This is a genomic window from Ruegeria sp. H9 (genome assembly GCF_056532915.1).
On sequence record NZ_JBQFNX010000002.1, the window covers coordinates 394,163 to 407,762 of the forward strand.

Genomic DNA, 13,600 nt, shown 5'->3' on the forward strand with positions numbered 1-13,600 from the left:
CACTTGCACCGGTGCCGCAGTATAAGCAGGCCATGATTACAGAACTCGGCCATTTCGCACTTATCTTAGCCTTCCTCGTCGCCATCGTCCAAACTGTGGTGCCGTTGATCGGGGCTGCCAACCGTTGGAACGGGTGGATGGTTTTCGCTGAACCGGCCGCCATCACGCAGTTCATTTTGGCCGCCTTTTCCTTTGGTGCGCTGGTCTGGGCGTTTACCACGTCTGACTTCTCGTTGCGGATCGTGGTCGAGAATAGCCATTCGGCAAAACCGATGCTCTACAAGATCACCGGGACCTGGGGAAACCATGAAGGTTCGATGCTGTTATGGGTCCTGATTGTAGCGATATTCGGCGCGATGGCCGCCATATTCGGCGCTGGCTTGCCTCCGACCTTAAAGGCGCGGGTGCTGGCCGTTCAGGCCGCGATCGGAGTTGCTTTCTATGCCTTTATCCTCTTCACATCGAACCCGTTTGACCGACTGCCTGTTCCTCCGTTCGATGGACGGGACCTGAACCCGCTGCTGCAGGACCCCGGTTTGGCCTTCCATCCGCCATTCCTGTATCTGGGCTATGTCGGCCTCAGCATGGCGTTCAGTTTTGCCGTTGCTGCATTGATCGAGGGCCGGGTGGACGCGGCTTGGGGGCGTTGGGTACGGCCTTGGACATTGGCGGCTTGGGTCTTCCTGACGATCGGTATCGCGCTTGGATCCTGGTGGGCCTACTACGAATTGGGCTGGGGCGGGTTCTGGTTCTGGGATCCTGTTGAGAACGCTAGCTTTATGCCTTGGCTACTGGCGGCCGCTCTATTGCATTCCTCCATCGTGGTGGAAAAACGCGAGGCGTTAAAAAGCTGGACGATCTTGCTTGCGATCATCGCGTTTGGGTTTTCTCTGATCGGTACCTTTATCGTGAGATCGGGGCTGCTGACTTCGGTCCATGCTTTTGCCAATGATCCCGAGCGTGGCGTATTTATCCTGTTCATCCTGATCATCTTTACCGGCGGTGCGTTGACCCTGTTCGCTGCACGCGCGCAGGCGATGGAGGCGAAGGGTGTCTTCGGAATGGTCAGCCGCGAAAGTGCATTGGTTCTGAACAACATCTTGTTGGCAGTTAGCTGCTTTGTCGTGTTTTTTGGCACAATGTGGCCAATGGTGGCCGAGATGGCGTTCGATAGAAAACTCTCGGTGGGCGCGCCGTTCTTCAATGCGGCATTTACCCCATTCATGGTCGCCCTCGGAATCGTTCTTCCCGTTGGCGCAATGCTGCCGTGGAAGCGGGGCAAGCTAAGCCGGGCGGCATGGTCTTTGCGCTATGCATTTGTGCTGGCGGTCACGATCGCGATACTGGTCTGGGTGATGCAGACCGGACGCAGCGCATTGGGACCCGTGGGTTTGTTCCTGGGGGCGTGGATCACCTTCGGCGCCATCGTCGATCTTTGGAGCCGCACTGGCCGCAAAGGCAGTCTTGGACGCCTGTTTCGACTGCCCGGCGCAGACTGGGGTAAGGCGGTGGCCCATAGTGGTTTGGGCGTCACCATGTTTGCCATCGCAGGCCTAACCGCTTGGGAAGTCGAGGATATTCGTGTCGCTCAACCGGGTCAGCCTTTTGAAGTGGGGCAGTTTACGTTGACGTTGCAAGATGTGCGTCAGGTACAGGGGCCGAACTATTTCTCAACCATGGCGGATGTGCTTGTTGAGAAGGACGGGCGCTATATCGCGACTCTTAACCCGGAAAAGCGCGACTACCCTGTGGCACGGATGCCGACAACTGAGGCTGCAATCGACTACCGCTTTCTGCGCGATCTATATGTTGTGATCGGGGATCAACAAGCTGATGGCGGCTGGGTGATGCGAACCTATATCAAACCTCTGGCCAACTGGATTTGGGGCGGATGTATCCTCATGGCTCTGGGCGGTGTGCTCAGCCTGTCGGATCGCCGTTTCCGTGTTGCAGCCGGTGCACGGAAAACGCCTGCAAGCGGGGTTCCTGCCGAATGAAGCGCCTGCTTGTTATCCTGCTGCTGATTGCAACCCCCATCATGGCTATTCAGCCGGATGAAGTGCTTGACGACCCGGCGCTCGAGACACGAGCACGGGATATCAGTACCGGTCTGCGCTGCTTGGTGTGCCGGAACGAAAGCATTGACGAAAGCAATGCCGAACTTGCGCGTGATCTGCGTATCTTGGTGCGAGAACGTCTGGTTGCGGGGGATACTGATCAAGAGGTTGTGGACTTCATCGTTGATCGCTATGGCGAATATGTGTTGCTGAAACCCACCGCGACCGGCGCCAATCTGTTGTTATGGCTGTCGGCCCCTGTCATGCTGCTGATAGCGGCCGGCATGGGGTGGAACTTTTTGCGCAAGCGTTCGCAGCATCAGGAAGTAGCGCATTCAGAAGGCCTTAGTGAGGAAGAACAAGAGCGTCTGCGCCGAATTCTGGAAGACTGACGCGCGGTTCTTCTTTTCCTTTTTCCGCATTTGCGTCAGTGTTTTGCAGAACGCTGCGCAGCTGAGGTTTTGCATGGAATACGAAGCGGTCCTTCTGGACATAACTGATAATTTGGCGGTTTTGACATTGAACCGGCCGGATAAGATGAATGCGTTGACGACGCAGATGCGGGCCGAGATCACCTACGCAATGAAAGATGCCGCGCAACACGCTCGCGCGATCGTCCTGACCGGTGCTGGACCTGCCTTTTGTTCGGGGCAAGATCTTGGCGACGCGTCGAGCACAGGAAAGATCGACCTCGAACGCGCGCTTCGGGACGAATATGAACCGATGCTTGAGGCTGTCTATGATTGCCCCGTGCCAACAATAGCGGCTGTTAACGGGCCTGCAGCGGGGGCAGGGGCCAACCTGGCACTTTGTGCCGATGTGGTGATAGCAACCGAGAGTGCCTATTTCCTGCAAGCTTTCGCTCGGATCGGTCTGCTGCCTGATGCAGGCGGCACCTGGTTCATGCCGCGTCAGATGGGGTTTGCCAAAGCGATGGGTGCAGCGCTGTTTGCAGACAAGATCAGTGCGCGACAGGCGGATGAATGGGGACTGATCTGGGAAGCGGTTGCAGATGATGAGTTCGACGCTCATTGGCGCAAGAGAGCTGCGTATTTGGCGAATGGCCCAACCTCTGGGTTTCGCGCGATCAAACAAGCGATCCGGGGAACTTACGATAGAACATTACCTCAGCAACTTGCAGCCGAAGCCCACCTGCAGGGCGAATGCGGACGTACCCGAGACTTTGCCGAAGGCGTCGTAGCCTTTCTGGAAAAGCGCCCTGCGAAATTCGAAGGGCGCTGATCATTCAATCAGGCCCGGCGGCGGCGACGAGTGCGCCGTTCGGGAACGGCCTCGTCCCCAGTGCCATCTGAGGCTGAGGTAAACGGACCAAGTGCCGATACGATCTGATCCAGGGTCGGGCGTTCGCCGCGCGGGCCGTTGTCTAACGCCTCGCGCATTTTGCGCAAATGCGCAGGCATGGTGCCACAGCAACCGCCAATGATCGTTGCACCTGCGTCGCGCGCCATGGCGGCGTACTGGCCCATCAGTTCAGGCGTTCCATCATAATGGATATGACCGTCCACATATTTCGGGATCCCTGCGTTGCCCTTGGAAATCAGTGGACGTTCGTTTCCTTGGGCAGCGAACCCTAGCACCGTCCGCAGTATATCCGAGGCACCAGTGCCGCAATTCGCCCCGAACGCAACCGGAGGATTGGGCAGAGTTTCCACGATCATTGCCAGATCAGAAGATGTAACACCCATCATTGTGCGGCCAGCCGTGTCAAAACTCATGGTGCCGCACCACGGCATATCTGCCAGAGCGAACGCTTCTGCCGCAGCCCGGAATTCTTCTGGCGCGCTTATGGTCTCAAGCCACAGAACATCTGCGCCTCCAGCCTTTAGCGCTTCAGCCTGTTCATGAAACATCTCGACGGCTTCGGCGTGCGAAAGGCTGCCGACAGGTTCCATGATCTCGCCGGTCGGGCCAACAGAGCCGGCCACGATGATCGGGCGACCTGCCTTGTCAGCGACTTCGCGACCCAGTTCAGCGCCAATACGGTTCAGCTCGGCCACGCGGTTCTGGGCTTCGTGTAACTTCAAACGCGCGGCTGTTCCACCAAATGTGTTTGTCAAAAACAGATCACTGCCGGCATCGACCGAGCCCTGATACAGAGCACGAATCTTGTCAGGCGCATCGACGTTCCACAATTCCGGCGCATCGCCTGATTGCAGGCCCATGTTGAACAGGTTCGTCCCGGTTGCGCCATCCGCCAGAATGACGTCAACGGTTTCCAGAAGGTTGCTGAGCGCGTTTGTCATTGGAGTATTCCAAAATTGGGGCCACAGCCCGTCAAAATATGAGACGCCCCGTGTCTCATGACCGGGGCGTCAAATCAAATTCATAAAACTCATGAAGATCATGAGTTTTGCAGCTCAGGCATCAGGACTCGGCTTCCGCCATCACCTGCTCTTTGGCTTCGACCAGAAGTTCGACCATCTTCTCGCGGATTTTAGCCTCATCCGCGAGATCACCGAGGTACCCTTTGACCGCCTCGACAACATCGTCTTCGCTGACATTCTGCAGGTCGGTGTGGACCAGTTCCTGCCCGTATTTACGCGCCTGTTCCACAGTCTCGCCTTTCAGCGCCGAGGCCCATACAGCCATAAATCGATTGCGGCGCATCCGGGCGATGAACTGCATCTTTTCGTCATGAGCGAATTTGTTTTCAAACGCGGCTTCACGTTCGTCGAATGTGGTCATTGGTTGGGGACCTCTTGGGTTAGATGTTCTTTTCTGATGATATGACTATACGACGCCCTGTGCGCAAGGTATTTGCGCTGCGTCAAAGCCTCTCGGGGTTGCGAACTTGCGGGAAAGCGGGGCTTGCACTATGAGGGCGCCAACGTGAAGGGACTCATTCCCTTTCCCCAGACTGGAAAGGTCGCTCATGGCGCGTCGCAAGAAGATTTACGAAGGTAAAGCCAAGATCCTGTATGAAGGTCCCGAGCCGGGCACCATCGTGCAGTACTTCAAGGATGACGCCACAGCTTTCAACGCCGAGAAGAAAGACGTGATCGATGGAAAGGGCGTTCTGAACAACCGGTTAAGCGAATTCTTCATGACCGGTCTGGCCCAGATCGGAGTTCCGACGCATTTCATTCGCCGTCTGAACATGCGAGAACAACTTGTGCGGAATTGTGAGATCATTCCACTGGAAGTGATCGTCCGCAACTATGCCGCCGGATCGATGTCCAAACGCCTCGGTATCGCCGAGGGTACTCAACTGCCGCGCCCGATTGTTGAATACTGCTACAAGGACGATGCGCTGGGTGATCCGCTGGTGACCGAAGAGCACATTGCGGCATTCGGCTGGGCGAGCCAGCAGGATATGGACGATATCCTGAGCCTTGCACTGCGCGTTAATGATTTCATGAGCGGCGTGATGCTGGCGGTTGGTATTCGTCTGGTCGATTTCAAAATCGAGATCGGGCGCGTGTTCGAAGGCGATTTCCAACGACTGATCATTGCGGACGAAATCAGCCCCGATAGCTGCCGTCTATGGGATATCGAAACCGGTCAGAAGCTGGACAAGGATGTGTTCCGCCGTGATCTGGGTAGTCTGACTGATGCATATTCTGAGGTCGCCCGCCGTCTTGGCGTTCTGCCCAAAAGCAATGTCACAAAACCAACGCTGATCAACTGATCCTGTCTCATATCGACAGGGTTGTCCGACAAGCCCAAGCGGGGTATCCCGCGCCCAACGAAACGGATCGATGCGCGGTCCATCAGTGGAGTTCTCGAAAATGAAAGCACGTGTGCATGTGATGCTCAAGAACGGGGTTCTGGACCCGCAGGGCGAGGCTGTGCGTCACGCATTGGGTGCGATGGGCTTTGATCAGGTCGAAGGTGTCCGTCAGGGCAAGGTGATCGATCTGGAACTGGCAGACGGCGCGACCGAGGCGGACGTAACCAAGATGTGCGAAAAGCTGTTGGCCAACACGGTCATCGAACGCTTCGAGATCGAACTGCTCTGAGTTTTCCGACCTAGGAGGGTCCGCCATGCGCGCAGCCGTCATCGTTTTTCCTGGTTCCAACTGTGATCGGGACCTTGCCGTCGCCTTCGAGCAGGCCGGTTTTTCCGTCGATATGGTCTGGCATAAAGATGCCGCGCTGCCCGAGGGCATAGATATTGTCGGTGTTCCGGGTGGGTTTTCCTATGGTGACTATCTGCGCTGCGGCGCGATTGCGGCCCAATCGCCCATTTGCAAAGCGCTGGCCGCGCATACCGAGCGTGGTGGCTATGCCGTCGGTATCTGCAACGGTTTTCAGGTTCTGACCGAAACCGGAATTCTGCCTGGCGCGCTGTTGCGCAACGCCGGTCTGAAATACATCTGCAAAACGATCGGACTGAAGGTCGAAACCAGCGATAGCGCCTTTACTGAAGGGTACAATGCCGGGGATGTGATCGATATCCCGATTGCGCATCACGATGGCAATTATTTCGCAGACGATGAGACCTTGGCCGAGTTGAAGGATCAGGATCGCATTGCCTTCACATATGCCGAAAATCCCAATGGTTCGCGCGACGATATTGCAGGGATTTTATCGCACAACCGGCGCGTGTTAGGCATGATGCCCCACCCCGAGCGGGCGGCGGATTCAGGCCACGGAGGCACCGACGGAACGGCGCTCTTCCGCGCATTGGCCGGGGTGCTGACGCCCGCGTGACTTGAGGTCATCAGTCGGGACGCGTAGCGTCAGTACATGAGCGCGGAAGATCAAGCAGACAGCAAAGGGTTTCTGAACCGGTTTCGCGGCGCGCCTATGGGCTGGCGGCTGCGTCTTGCCGTGTTTTTGTTGCTGCTTGCTACCGTCGCCACAGTTTGGATCACCAACAGTCTGCTAACCAGTCGCTTCACCGAATCGACCAGAAACCGCGCCGAACTGCGGTTAGCCTTGTATTCCGGCAACCTGCTGAGTGAGTTGCGGCGCAACGCCATCGTGCCGCAGTTGCTTGCCCGTGACCCCACCCTGATTTCGGCCCTGCAATCCAGCGATTACACGCTGTCGAGCCAGCGCCTGATCTCTTTCGTTGAAGAAATCGGGGCGGCCTCGCTGGTTTTGCTGGATGGGGATGGCCTGACACGTGCTGCAACCGACCGGAACCGGTTGCAGGAAAGCCACCGGAACTCGCCATACTTCATCGATGCTATCCGGTCGAATGCCACGATATTCTCGGTCATTCCACGTGAATCCGGCGGTTACAGCTTTGTCTACTCGCGGCGAATCGAGGCGAATGCAGAGATCCTTGGCGTGATCGTTGTCGAAGTTGATTTGCAGAAATTTGAACGCGCCTGGGCTGGTATTTCTGACGCGGTGATGGTCACAGACAGCACTGGTACGATCATCCTCTCGACCGAGCCTCAGTGGCGGGGTCTGGATGAAAGCGGTGCCATGTTGCGCCAACCCCCTCAGAACGCGATCCAGCGCGCAATCCGGGCCACAACCGATTGGAGTGCTTTGCCCCCGGATGCCTATCTTCAGGGCGAGGCTGTGATGCGGATGGAGACCCGTATTCCGTTCCGGGGCTGGCAAATGACCTCGTTCACCACCTATTCATCGATCCGCGAGCGGGTGAACAGCGTTCTGGCGCTTGAGATCATGGCATTTGCGATTCTTCTGGCGCTGACCTTCTATGCGCTCAGCCGCAGGGCGACGTTGCGCATGACCTTGTTCCAGCGCGAGTCGGCGGAGCTTCGCGCATTGAACGTAAGGCTGCAGCGGGAAATCGCTGAGCGTGAACGTGTTGAAAAGACGCTGGAAGTTGCCGAACAAACCCTTGCCCAGAGCTCAAAACTGGCAGCACTTGGCGAGATGTCTGCGGCAGTCAGTCACGAGTTAAATCAACCTCTGGCTGCGATGAAAACTTATCTGGCCGGCGCGCGTCTGCTTTTGCGTCGAAACCGGCCCGAAGAGGCGTTGGCCAGCTTTGGGCGGATCGACGGATTGATCGAGCGGATGGGAGCGATCACGCGCCAGCTCAAATCCTATGCGCGCAAAGGTGCAGATGCGTTTTCGCCAGTAAATCTTGGCGAAGCGCTGGCCTCGTCTCTGTCGATGATGGAACCGCAGCTGCGTCAGCGGCATGTGAAGATAACCCAGATTTTGCCCGAAGAACCTGTTATAGTGATGGGTGATCGGATGCGGATCGAACAGGTTATGGTCAATCTCTTGCGCAATGCGCTGGATGCGACCAAGTCTGTGGATGAGCCGGATGTCGAGATCATTCTCGCTGCAGGTGAAACTGCGGTACTGACCGTGCGGGACAATGGCCACGGGATCGAGGATATCGAAAACCTGTTCGAGCCGTTTTATACGACCAAACGCCCGGGGGACGGCGTTGGTCTGGGGCTTGCCATCTCGTCCGGGATCGTGAACGACCATGGCGGACGGCTGACCGCGCGCAACGGCCAACAGGGTGGCGCGGTGTTTGAGATGCAATTGCCCATATTGGGAAGCGACGGCCTTGAGGCCGCGGAATAGAGGAAGTGACTATGGCACAGGCCATGAAAATCGCCATCGTGGATGATGAACAGGACATGCGCCAGTCGATCAGCCAGTGGCTGGCTTTGTCGGGGTACGACACCGAAACCTTTTCAAGCGCCGAGGATGCGCTCAAGGTCTTGGGGCCAGAATACCCCGGGATCGTGATTTCTGACATCAAGATGCCTGGAATGGATGGCATTCAACTGCTGAAAAAGCTGATGGGGGCCGATAGCACGCTTCCGGTGATCATGATCACGGGACATGGCGACGTGCCAATGGCCGTAGAGGCGATGCGTGTCGGGGCGTTCGATTTCCTTGAAAAGCCGTTTAACCCCGATCGCATGTCCGAACTGGCCAAACGCGCCAGCAATGCGCGTCGTCTGACGCTCGACAACCGAGCCCTGCGGCGTGAGCTGTCTGGCGGTACGCAGATCATGAACAAGCTGATCGGTGCCAGCCCCGTCATGGAGCGGTTGCGTGAAGATATTCTGGATCTGGGGCAGGCGGATGGTCATGTCCTGATCGATGGGGAAACCGGAACCGGAAAGACTTTGGTGGCGCATGCATTGCACGCGGTTGGTAGCCGGGCGGGTAAGAAATTCGTCCTGGTTTCTTGCGCAGCACTTGAGGAAGAAGCGCTGTCGAAACGCCTGTTTGGCCCGATGTTGCCCGAGGACACGCAGTTGCCCGCCATCGAAGAGGCCCGCGGCGGTACGCTGGTTCTCGAGGATGTCGAAGCCCTGAGTGATACGCTGCAGGCCCGTCTCTTGAGCGTTATGAATGAGCAGGGCACCCCTGCGGAAACGCGGATCGTTGCGATTTCGAACCTGCAGGAAGCGGGCAAAACCTCAGAAGATGTATTGCGTCCCGATCTGTTCTATCGGTTGGCGGCGCTGCGCATCACCATGCCTCCGCTGCGACAGCGGGGTGAGGACATCCTGACGCTGTTCACCCGTCTGAGCGAACAGTTCGCAGAGGAATATGGCTGCGACGCGCCTCAGGTCAGTGCGCAGGAAGCGGCTCAGCTGCTTCAGGCCCCGTGGCCCGGGAATGTGAGGCAGTTGATCAACATTGCTGAGCGTGCGGTGCTGCAGTCGCGGCGCGGGTCGGGGACAATTGCTTCGCTGCTGATGTCGGATCACGAAGAGATGCAGCCTGTGATGACAACTGAAGGCAAGCCGCTGAAGGAATATGTTGAAGCCTTCGAGCGGATGCTGATCGACAATACGATGCGCCGTCACAAGGGATCGATCGCCTCGGTGATGGAAGAACTCTGCCTGCCACGCCGGACACTGAACGAAAAGATGGCGAAGTACGGGTTGCAGCGTTCGGATTACCTGTGAAAGCGGAGGAGGGGGCTGGCCCCCTCTTGAGCCTGCGGTTCAATTCAACCCCTGGATATTTCTGAACAGATGAAGGGACTCTTCGGCGCGTTCTTGGGTCGCGATGCAGTTTGCCCATTGTCTTTTCCACAGGACTGCTTTTATTGTGATCGAACGGGCCGGGTATTTTGTGCCTGCAAGCCCCGTGTTTTGAGTTTCGCTGCTGAGCTGATGGTGAGGATAGATCCCGCGCGGCGCGGCAGACCGATTATGCCCCAATGGGGCAGATGAACGCCTGAACCCGTCTATGCGGGTGAAAGGAATAAATGGGCGGGCCGCATTTAGACGCGCCTGTCGGAGAAGAACCGCGATGACGCGCGCGCAACGATTGAGTATACGGGCAGGGGGCCAAAGCGCCAGACCCTGCCGCGCGCCGTCCGATATCGCCCGTACAAGACACCTCCCCAAAAGCGCCTGTCCGCCTGGACGGGTCAGGACAACGCGTTTGGCGCGGTGCACCAAGGACACATGGCTAAGAAAATGCTTATCGATGCCACCCACGCGGAGGAAACCCGCGTTGTGGTGGTCGACGGAAACAAGGTTGAGGAATTTGACTTTGAATCCGAAAACAAACGCCAGCTTGCTGGCAACATCTATCTTGCAAAAGTAACACGGGTTGAGCCGTCGCTACAGGCGGCATTTGTGGACTACGGCGGGAACCGGCACGGGTTTCTGGCGTTTTCTGAAATACATCCCGACTATTACCAGATCCCCGTCGCCGACCGTGAGGCGCTGATGGAGGAAGAGCGCGCCTATGCCGAGGCGATGAAGGCGCGGGATGAGGCCGAGGAAACAAAGCCCAAGAAGCGCCGGTCGCGTTCGCGCTCGAAGGCCGCTGACGTCAAGACGGACGATCCGGTTGAGACGCTGGAGGTTTCCTCAGAGCCGACCGGAATGGAAACCATCGATCTGGATGACGGTGAAGAGACGGAGGTGCCCGAAGGGACGTCTCCGATGGAAATCGTTGCCGAGACGCCGGTGGAAGAGCCAGAGGATGCCGCCGAGCCTGTTGCTGAAGAAGCTCCGACCGAAGAAGCCAAGTCCGAAGATGTAGATCAGCAGGCGGAAGCGCCAGAAGAGACTGCTGAGGTAGCGGAAGACGCGCCTGTCGAAGCAACTGATACCGACCAAGAAGAACCTTCGGATGAGGTCGAAGCCAAGTCTGACGAAGAAGAGGCGGAAGCTTCTGGTGACGAGCCCGAGGCGGATGGCGAGACAGAAAGCAAAAGCGCTGACGCGGCTTCGAAAGACGATACCATCGAGTCGGTCGCAGACGAAGACGATAGCGAGGATATCCGTCCTCCGCGCAAGCCACGCCCGCGCCGCTACAAGATTCAGGAAGTTATCAAGGTGCGTCAGGTCCTGCTGGTGCAGGTGGTCAAGGAAGAGCGCGGCAACAAGGGTGCGGCACTTACCACGTATCTGTCTTTGGCGGGTCGGTACTGCGTACTGATGCCCAATACCGCACGGGGCGGCGGAATTAGCCGCAAGATCACCAATGCCGCTGACCGGAAGAAACTGAAAGACATTGCCGCTGAAATCGACGTGCCCACGGGCGCGGGTCTGATCGTGCGCACGGCCGGAGCCAAACGGACAAAATCAGAGATCAAGCGCGACTATGAATACCTGCAACGACTGTGGGAGCAGATCCGCGAGCTGACGTTGCAATCCATTGCGCCTGCGAAAATTTATGAAGAAGGCGACCTAATCAAACGCTCGATCCGCGACTTGTATAATCGCGACATCGATGAGGTTCTGGTTGAAGGCGAGGGCGGGTATCGCATCGCCAAAGACTTCATGAAGATGATCATGCCGTCGCACGCCAAGAACGTGAAGCGATACGAAGACGCACTGCCGCTATTCGCGCGATATCAGGTGGAAAGCTATCTGGCCGGGATGTTCAACCCGACGGTTCAGCTGAAATCCGGTGGCTATATCGTGATCGGGGTGACCGAAGCGCTGGTGGCGATCGATGTGAACTCGGGTCGGGCGACCAAAGAAGGTTCGATCGAGGAAACCGCGTTGAAGACCAATCTGGAGGCCGCCGAAGAAGTGGCGCGCCAATTGCGTCTGCGCGATCTGGCCGGTCTGATCGTGATCGATTTCATCGATATGGACGAGCGCAAAAACAACTCGGCCGTTGAGAAGCGACTGAAGGACAAGCTGAAAACGGATCGTGCCCGTATTCAGGTGGGCCGGATTTCGGGCTTTGGACTGCTCGAAATGAGCCGTCAGCGTCTGCGTCCTGGAATGCTTGAGGCGACGACCCAGCCATGCCCGTCTTGCCATGGTACCGGCCTGATCCGGTCGGACGACAATATGGCACTGTCAATCCTTCGCCAGATTGAAGAGGAAGGCACTCGCCGCCGTTCGCGTGAGGTATTGGTGCGTTGCCCGGTTAGCATCGCCAACTTCCTGATGAACCAGAAACGCGAACACATCGCGCAGATCGAAGCGCGGTATGGTTTGTCGGTTCGGATCGAAGGGGACGTTCATTTGGTCAGCCCCGACTTCTCGATGGAGAAGTTCAAGACCGCTAGCCGCGTTGTTCCTGAAGCAACTGCGCCGGTGGTATCGGTTGATGCGTCGCTGATGGATATGGTCGACGCCACGGATGAGGACGAAAACGAAGAAGAAACTGCGGTTCAGACCGAGGAAGAGACTAAGCCCAAGCGTAAACGGCGTCGGCGCCGGCGCAAGAAGAGTTCGGGCAATGGTGACGCGCCGGATGGCAATGCAGACGAGTCTGACGCAGACAGTGTAACCGACTCGAGCAACGAAGCTGAGAGCGTCGATACCAAGCAGACCGAGGCTGAGCCTGTTGCTGAGGAAGATGCTGAGAAAGCGGCCAAACCGAAAAAGCGCCGGGCACCGCGTCGACGCAAAAAGGATACTGAGGCCACAGTCGAAGCAAGCGAGACGCAGACCGAAGCGGATAATGCGAACTCCGATCCGCAGAAAGAGCCGGTCAATGCTGAGGCCGCCGAGGCTGAACAGCAAGAGCCAGCCGATGAGTCTGAAAGCATCGAACCAGCCGCTGAGCCCGATAGTGCTGATGCACCATCAGAACTTGAGATCGCCGAAGCAACGTCGGCTTCTGAAGTCGATGAAGAAGTGCCAGAGGAACCTGCTGAAGCGCCTGAACCGGTTGCCGAAGTAGCCGAAGAATCGACCGTGGCAGCAGAACCCGAAGTCATTGAAGCAGCCACCCCAGAGCCGGTCTTGGAGGCAGTGGCGGACGAACCCGAACCCGCGCCGGCCAAGCCAAAGCGCCGAGGGTGGTGGTCATTGGGACAGTAAGAAAAAGGCGGGCCAACTGGCCCGCCTTTTTCATTAGGGTGCGTTCCAAAGAATCCTCAGGCCGATTTTTGGATCACATATATCTGATGACCATCCACTGTATCTTGCGAGACAAGTGTATGGCCAGATTCGGTACAGAAATGCGGTACGTCGATAATCGCGGCAGGATCATCGGCCAGCACGCGCAGCATACCCCCCGCAGGCAAGGATTTCAGGCGCTTCCGAGCCTTCAAAACAGGCAAGGGGCACAACAATCCCAACGCATCCAGTGTTTCAATCTCATTGGTCATGGGGCTGAGATATTTCTAACGAGCGATACTGTCCAGCGCGCAACCACGAGGATGTGACCGAATGGCCTCGTGACGAAAC

The 13,600-nt window shown here is 57.3% G+C and carries 12 protein-coding genes; 9 read left to right on the top strand and 3 right to left on the bottom strand.

Annotated features, from left to right (window positions below; genetic code table 11):
* Nucleotides 1–32: 32 nt before the first annotated feature.
* The 3 genes from ACR0CZ_RS10500 (at nucleotide 33) to ACR0CZ_RS10510 (ending at nucleotide 3,299) form a co-directional block, all read left to right on the top strand.
* Complete coding sequence (locus ACR0CZ_RS10500; protein ID WP_170393700.1) at nucleotides 33–1,997, top strand: heme lyase CcmF/NrfE family subunit; 1,965 nt, start codon at nucleotides 33–35, stop codon at nucleotides 1,995–1,997.
* Nucleotides 1,994–2,449, top strand: a complete 456-nt coding sequence (locus ACR0CZ_RS10505; RefSeq protein WP_480536951.1) for a cytochrome c-type biogenesis protein — start codon at nucleotides 1,994–1,996, stop codon at nucleotides 2,447–2,449. Before ACR0CZ_RS10500 ends, ACR0CZ_RS10505 begins: the two co-directional genes overlap by 4 nt.
* Before the next feature lie 73 nt (nucleotides 2,450–2,522).
* Nucleotides 2,523–3,299, top strand: coding sequence for an enoyl-CoA hydratase-related protein (locus ACR0CZ_RS10510; RefSeq protein WP_170393167.1), 777 nt, complete (start codon nucleotides 2,523–2,525; stop codon nucleotides 3,297–3,299).
* A gap of 8 nt (nucleotides 3,300–3,307) precedes the next feature.
* Here the strand turns inward: ACR0CZ_RS10510 and bmt are convergent, their stop codons facing one another.
* Entirely contained in the window at nucleotides 3,308–4,321 is a 1,014-nt protein-coding gene (bmt, locus tag ACR0CZ_RS10515) for a betaine--homocysteine S-methyltransferase (protein ID WP_170393166.1), read from the bottom strand.
* Nucleotides 4,322–4,442: 121 nt separating this feature from the next.
* Nucleotides 4,443–4,763 (bottom strand): DUF1476 domain-containing protein, encoded by a 321-nt coding sequence (locus ACR0CZ_RS10520; RefSeq protein WP_170393165.1) that lies wholly within the window; start codon nucleotides 4,761–4,763, stop codon nucleotides 4,443–4,445.
* A gap of 187 nt (nucleotides 4,764–4,950) precedes the next feature.
* On the opposite strand from ACR0CZ_RS10520, the gene purC reads away from it, so the two are divergent.
* The 6 genes from purC to ACR0CZ_RS10550 all read left to right on the top strand — a co-directional run bounded on the left by purC (nucleotide 4,951) and on the right by ACR0CZ_RS10550 (nucleotide 13,231).
* On the top strand, nucleotides 4,951–5,706 hold the full coding sequence (gene purC / locus ACR0CZ_RS10525) for a phosphoribosylaminoimidazolesuccinocarboxamide synthase (protein WP_170393164.1): 756 nt from the start codon (nucleotides 4,951–4,953) through the stop codon (nucleotides 5,704–5,706).
* Between the two features lie 100 nt (nucleotides 5,707–5,806).
* Nucleotides 5,807–6,037 carry a phosphoribosylformylglycinamidine synthase subunit PurS gene (gene purS, locus ACR0CZ_RS10530; protein ID WP_010439914.1) on the top strand — a complete coding sequence of 77 codons (231 nt, stop codon included), beginning with the start codon at nucleotides 5,807–5,809 and terminating at the stop codon, nucleotides 6,035–6,037.
* Nucleotides 6,038–6,062: 25 nt separating this feature from the next.
* The gene (purQ, locus tag ACR0CZ_RS10535; RefSeq protein ID WP_170393163.1) at nucleotides 6,063–6,731 is read left to right on the top strand and encodes a phosphoribosylformylglycinamidine synthase subunit PurQ; all 669 of its coding nucleotides are present in this window, start codon (nucleotides 6,063–6,065) and stop codon (nucleotides 6,729–6,731) included.
* A 36-nt stretch (nucleotides 6,732–6,767) separates the two neighbouring features.
* The gene (locus ACR0CZ_RS10540) at nucleotides 6,768–8,546 is read left to right on the top strand and encodes a sensor histidine kinase (protein WP_370644429.1); all 1,779 of its coding nucleotides are present in this window, start codon (nucleotides 6,768–6,770) and stop codon (nucleotides 8,544–8,546) included.
* A gap of 11 nt (nucleotides 8,547–8,557) precedes the next feature.
* Nucleotides 8,558–9,892 carry a sigma-54-dependent transcriptional regulator gene (locus ACR0CZ_RS10545; RefSeq protein WP_170393162.1) on the top strand — a complete coding sequence of 445 codons (1,335 nt, stop codon included), beginning with the start codon at nucleotides 8,558–8,560 and terminating at the stop codon, nucleotides 9,890–9,892.
* 507 nt (nucleotides 9,893–10,399) lie between these two features.
* Nucleotides 10,400–13,231 carry an Rne/Rng family ribonuclease gene (locus tag ACR0CZ_RS10550; protein WP_170465390.1) on the top strand — a complete coding sequence of 944 codons (2,832 nt, stop codon included), beginning with the start codon at nucleotides 10,400–10,402 and terminating at the stop codon, nucleotides 13,229–13,231.
* Nucleotides 13,232–13,287: 56 nt separating this feature from the next.
* On the opposite strand, the gene ACR0CZ_RS10555 is transcribed toward ACR0CZ_RS10550, so the two are convergent.
* Nucleotides 13,288–13,521: a sulfurtransferase TusA family protein gene (locus ACR0CZ_RS10555; protein ID WP_170393161.1), complete on the bottom strand. Its 234-nt coding sequence runs from the start codon at nucleotides 13,519–13,521 to the stop codon at nucleotides 13,288–13,290.
* Nucleotides 13,522–13,600: the final 79 nt, after the last annotated feature.

What these genes read in the sequence shown, in the direction of transcription:
- ACR0CZ_RS10500 (WP_170393700.1), top strand. Translation starts at nt 33, where the DNA reads ATGATTACAGAACTCGGCCATTTCGCACTTATCTTAGCCTTCCTCGTC.
- ACR0CZ_RS10505 (WP_480536951.1), top strand. Translation starts at nt 1,994, where the DNA reads ATGAAGCGCCTGCTTGTTATCCTGCTGCTGATTGCAACCCCCATCATG.
- ACR0CZ_RS10510 (WP_170393167.1), top strand. Translation starts at nt 2,523, where the DNA reads ATGGAATACGAAGCGGTCCTTCTGGACATAACTGATAATTTGGCGGTT.
- bmt (WP_170393166.1), bottom strand. Translation starts at nt 4,321, where the DNA reads ATGACAAACGCGCTCAGCAACCTTCTGGAAACCGTTGACGTCATTCTG.
- ACR0CZ_RS10520 (WP_170393165.1), bottom strand. Translation starts at nt 4,763, where the DNA reads ATGACCACATTCGACGAACGTGAAGCCGCGTTTGAAAACAAATTCGCT.
- purC (WP_170393164.1), top strand. Translation starts at nt 4,951, where the DNA reads ATGGCGCGTCGCAAGAAGATTTACGAAGGTAAAGCCAAGATCCTGTAT.
- purS (WP_010439914.1), top strand. Translation starts at nt 5,807, where the DNA reads ATGAAAGCACGTGTGCATGTGATGCTCAAGAACGGGGTTCTGGACCCG.
- purQ (WP_170393163.1), top strand. Translation starts at nt 6,063, where the DNA reads ATGCGCGCAGCCGTCATCGTTTTTCCTGGTTCCAACTGTGATCGGGAC.
- ACR0CZ_RS10540 (WP_370644429.1), top strand. Translation starts at nt 6,768, where the DNA reads ATGAGCGCGGAAGATCAAGCAGACAGCAAAGGGTTTCTGAACCGGTTT.
- ACR0CZ_RS10545 (WP_170393162.1), top strand. Translation starts at nt 8,558, where the DNA reads ATGGCACAGGCCATGAAAATCGCCATCGTGGATGATGAACAGGACATG.
- ACR0CZ_RS10550 (WP_170465390.1), top strand. Translation starts at nt 10,400, where the DNA reads ATGGCTAAGAAAATGCTTATCGATGCCACCCACGCGGAGGAAACCCGC.
- ACR0CZ_RS10555 (WP_170393161.1), bottom strand. Translation starts at nt 13,521, where the DNA reads ATGACCAATGAGATTGAAACACTGGATGCGTTGGGATTGTTGTGCCCC.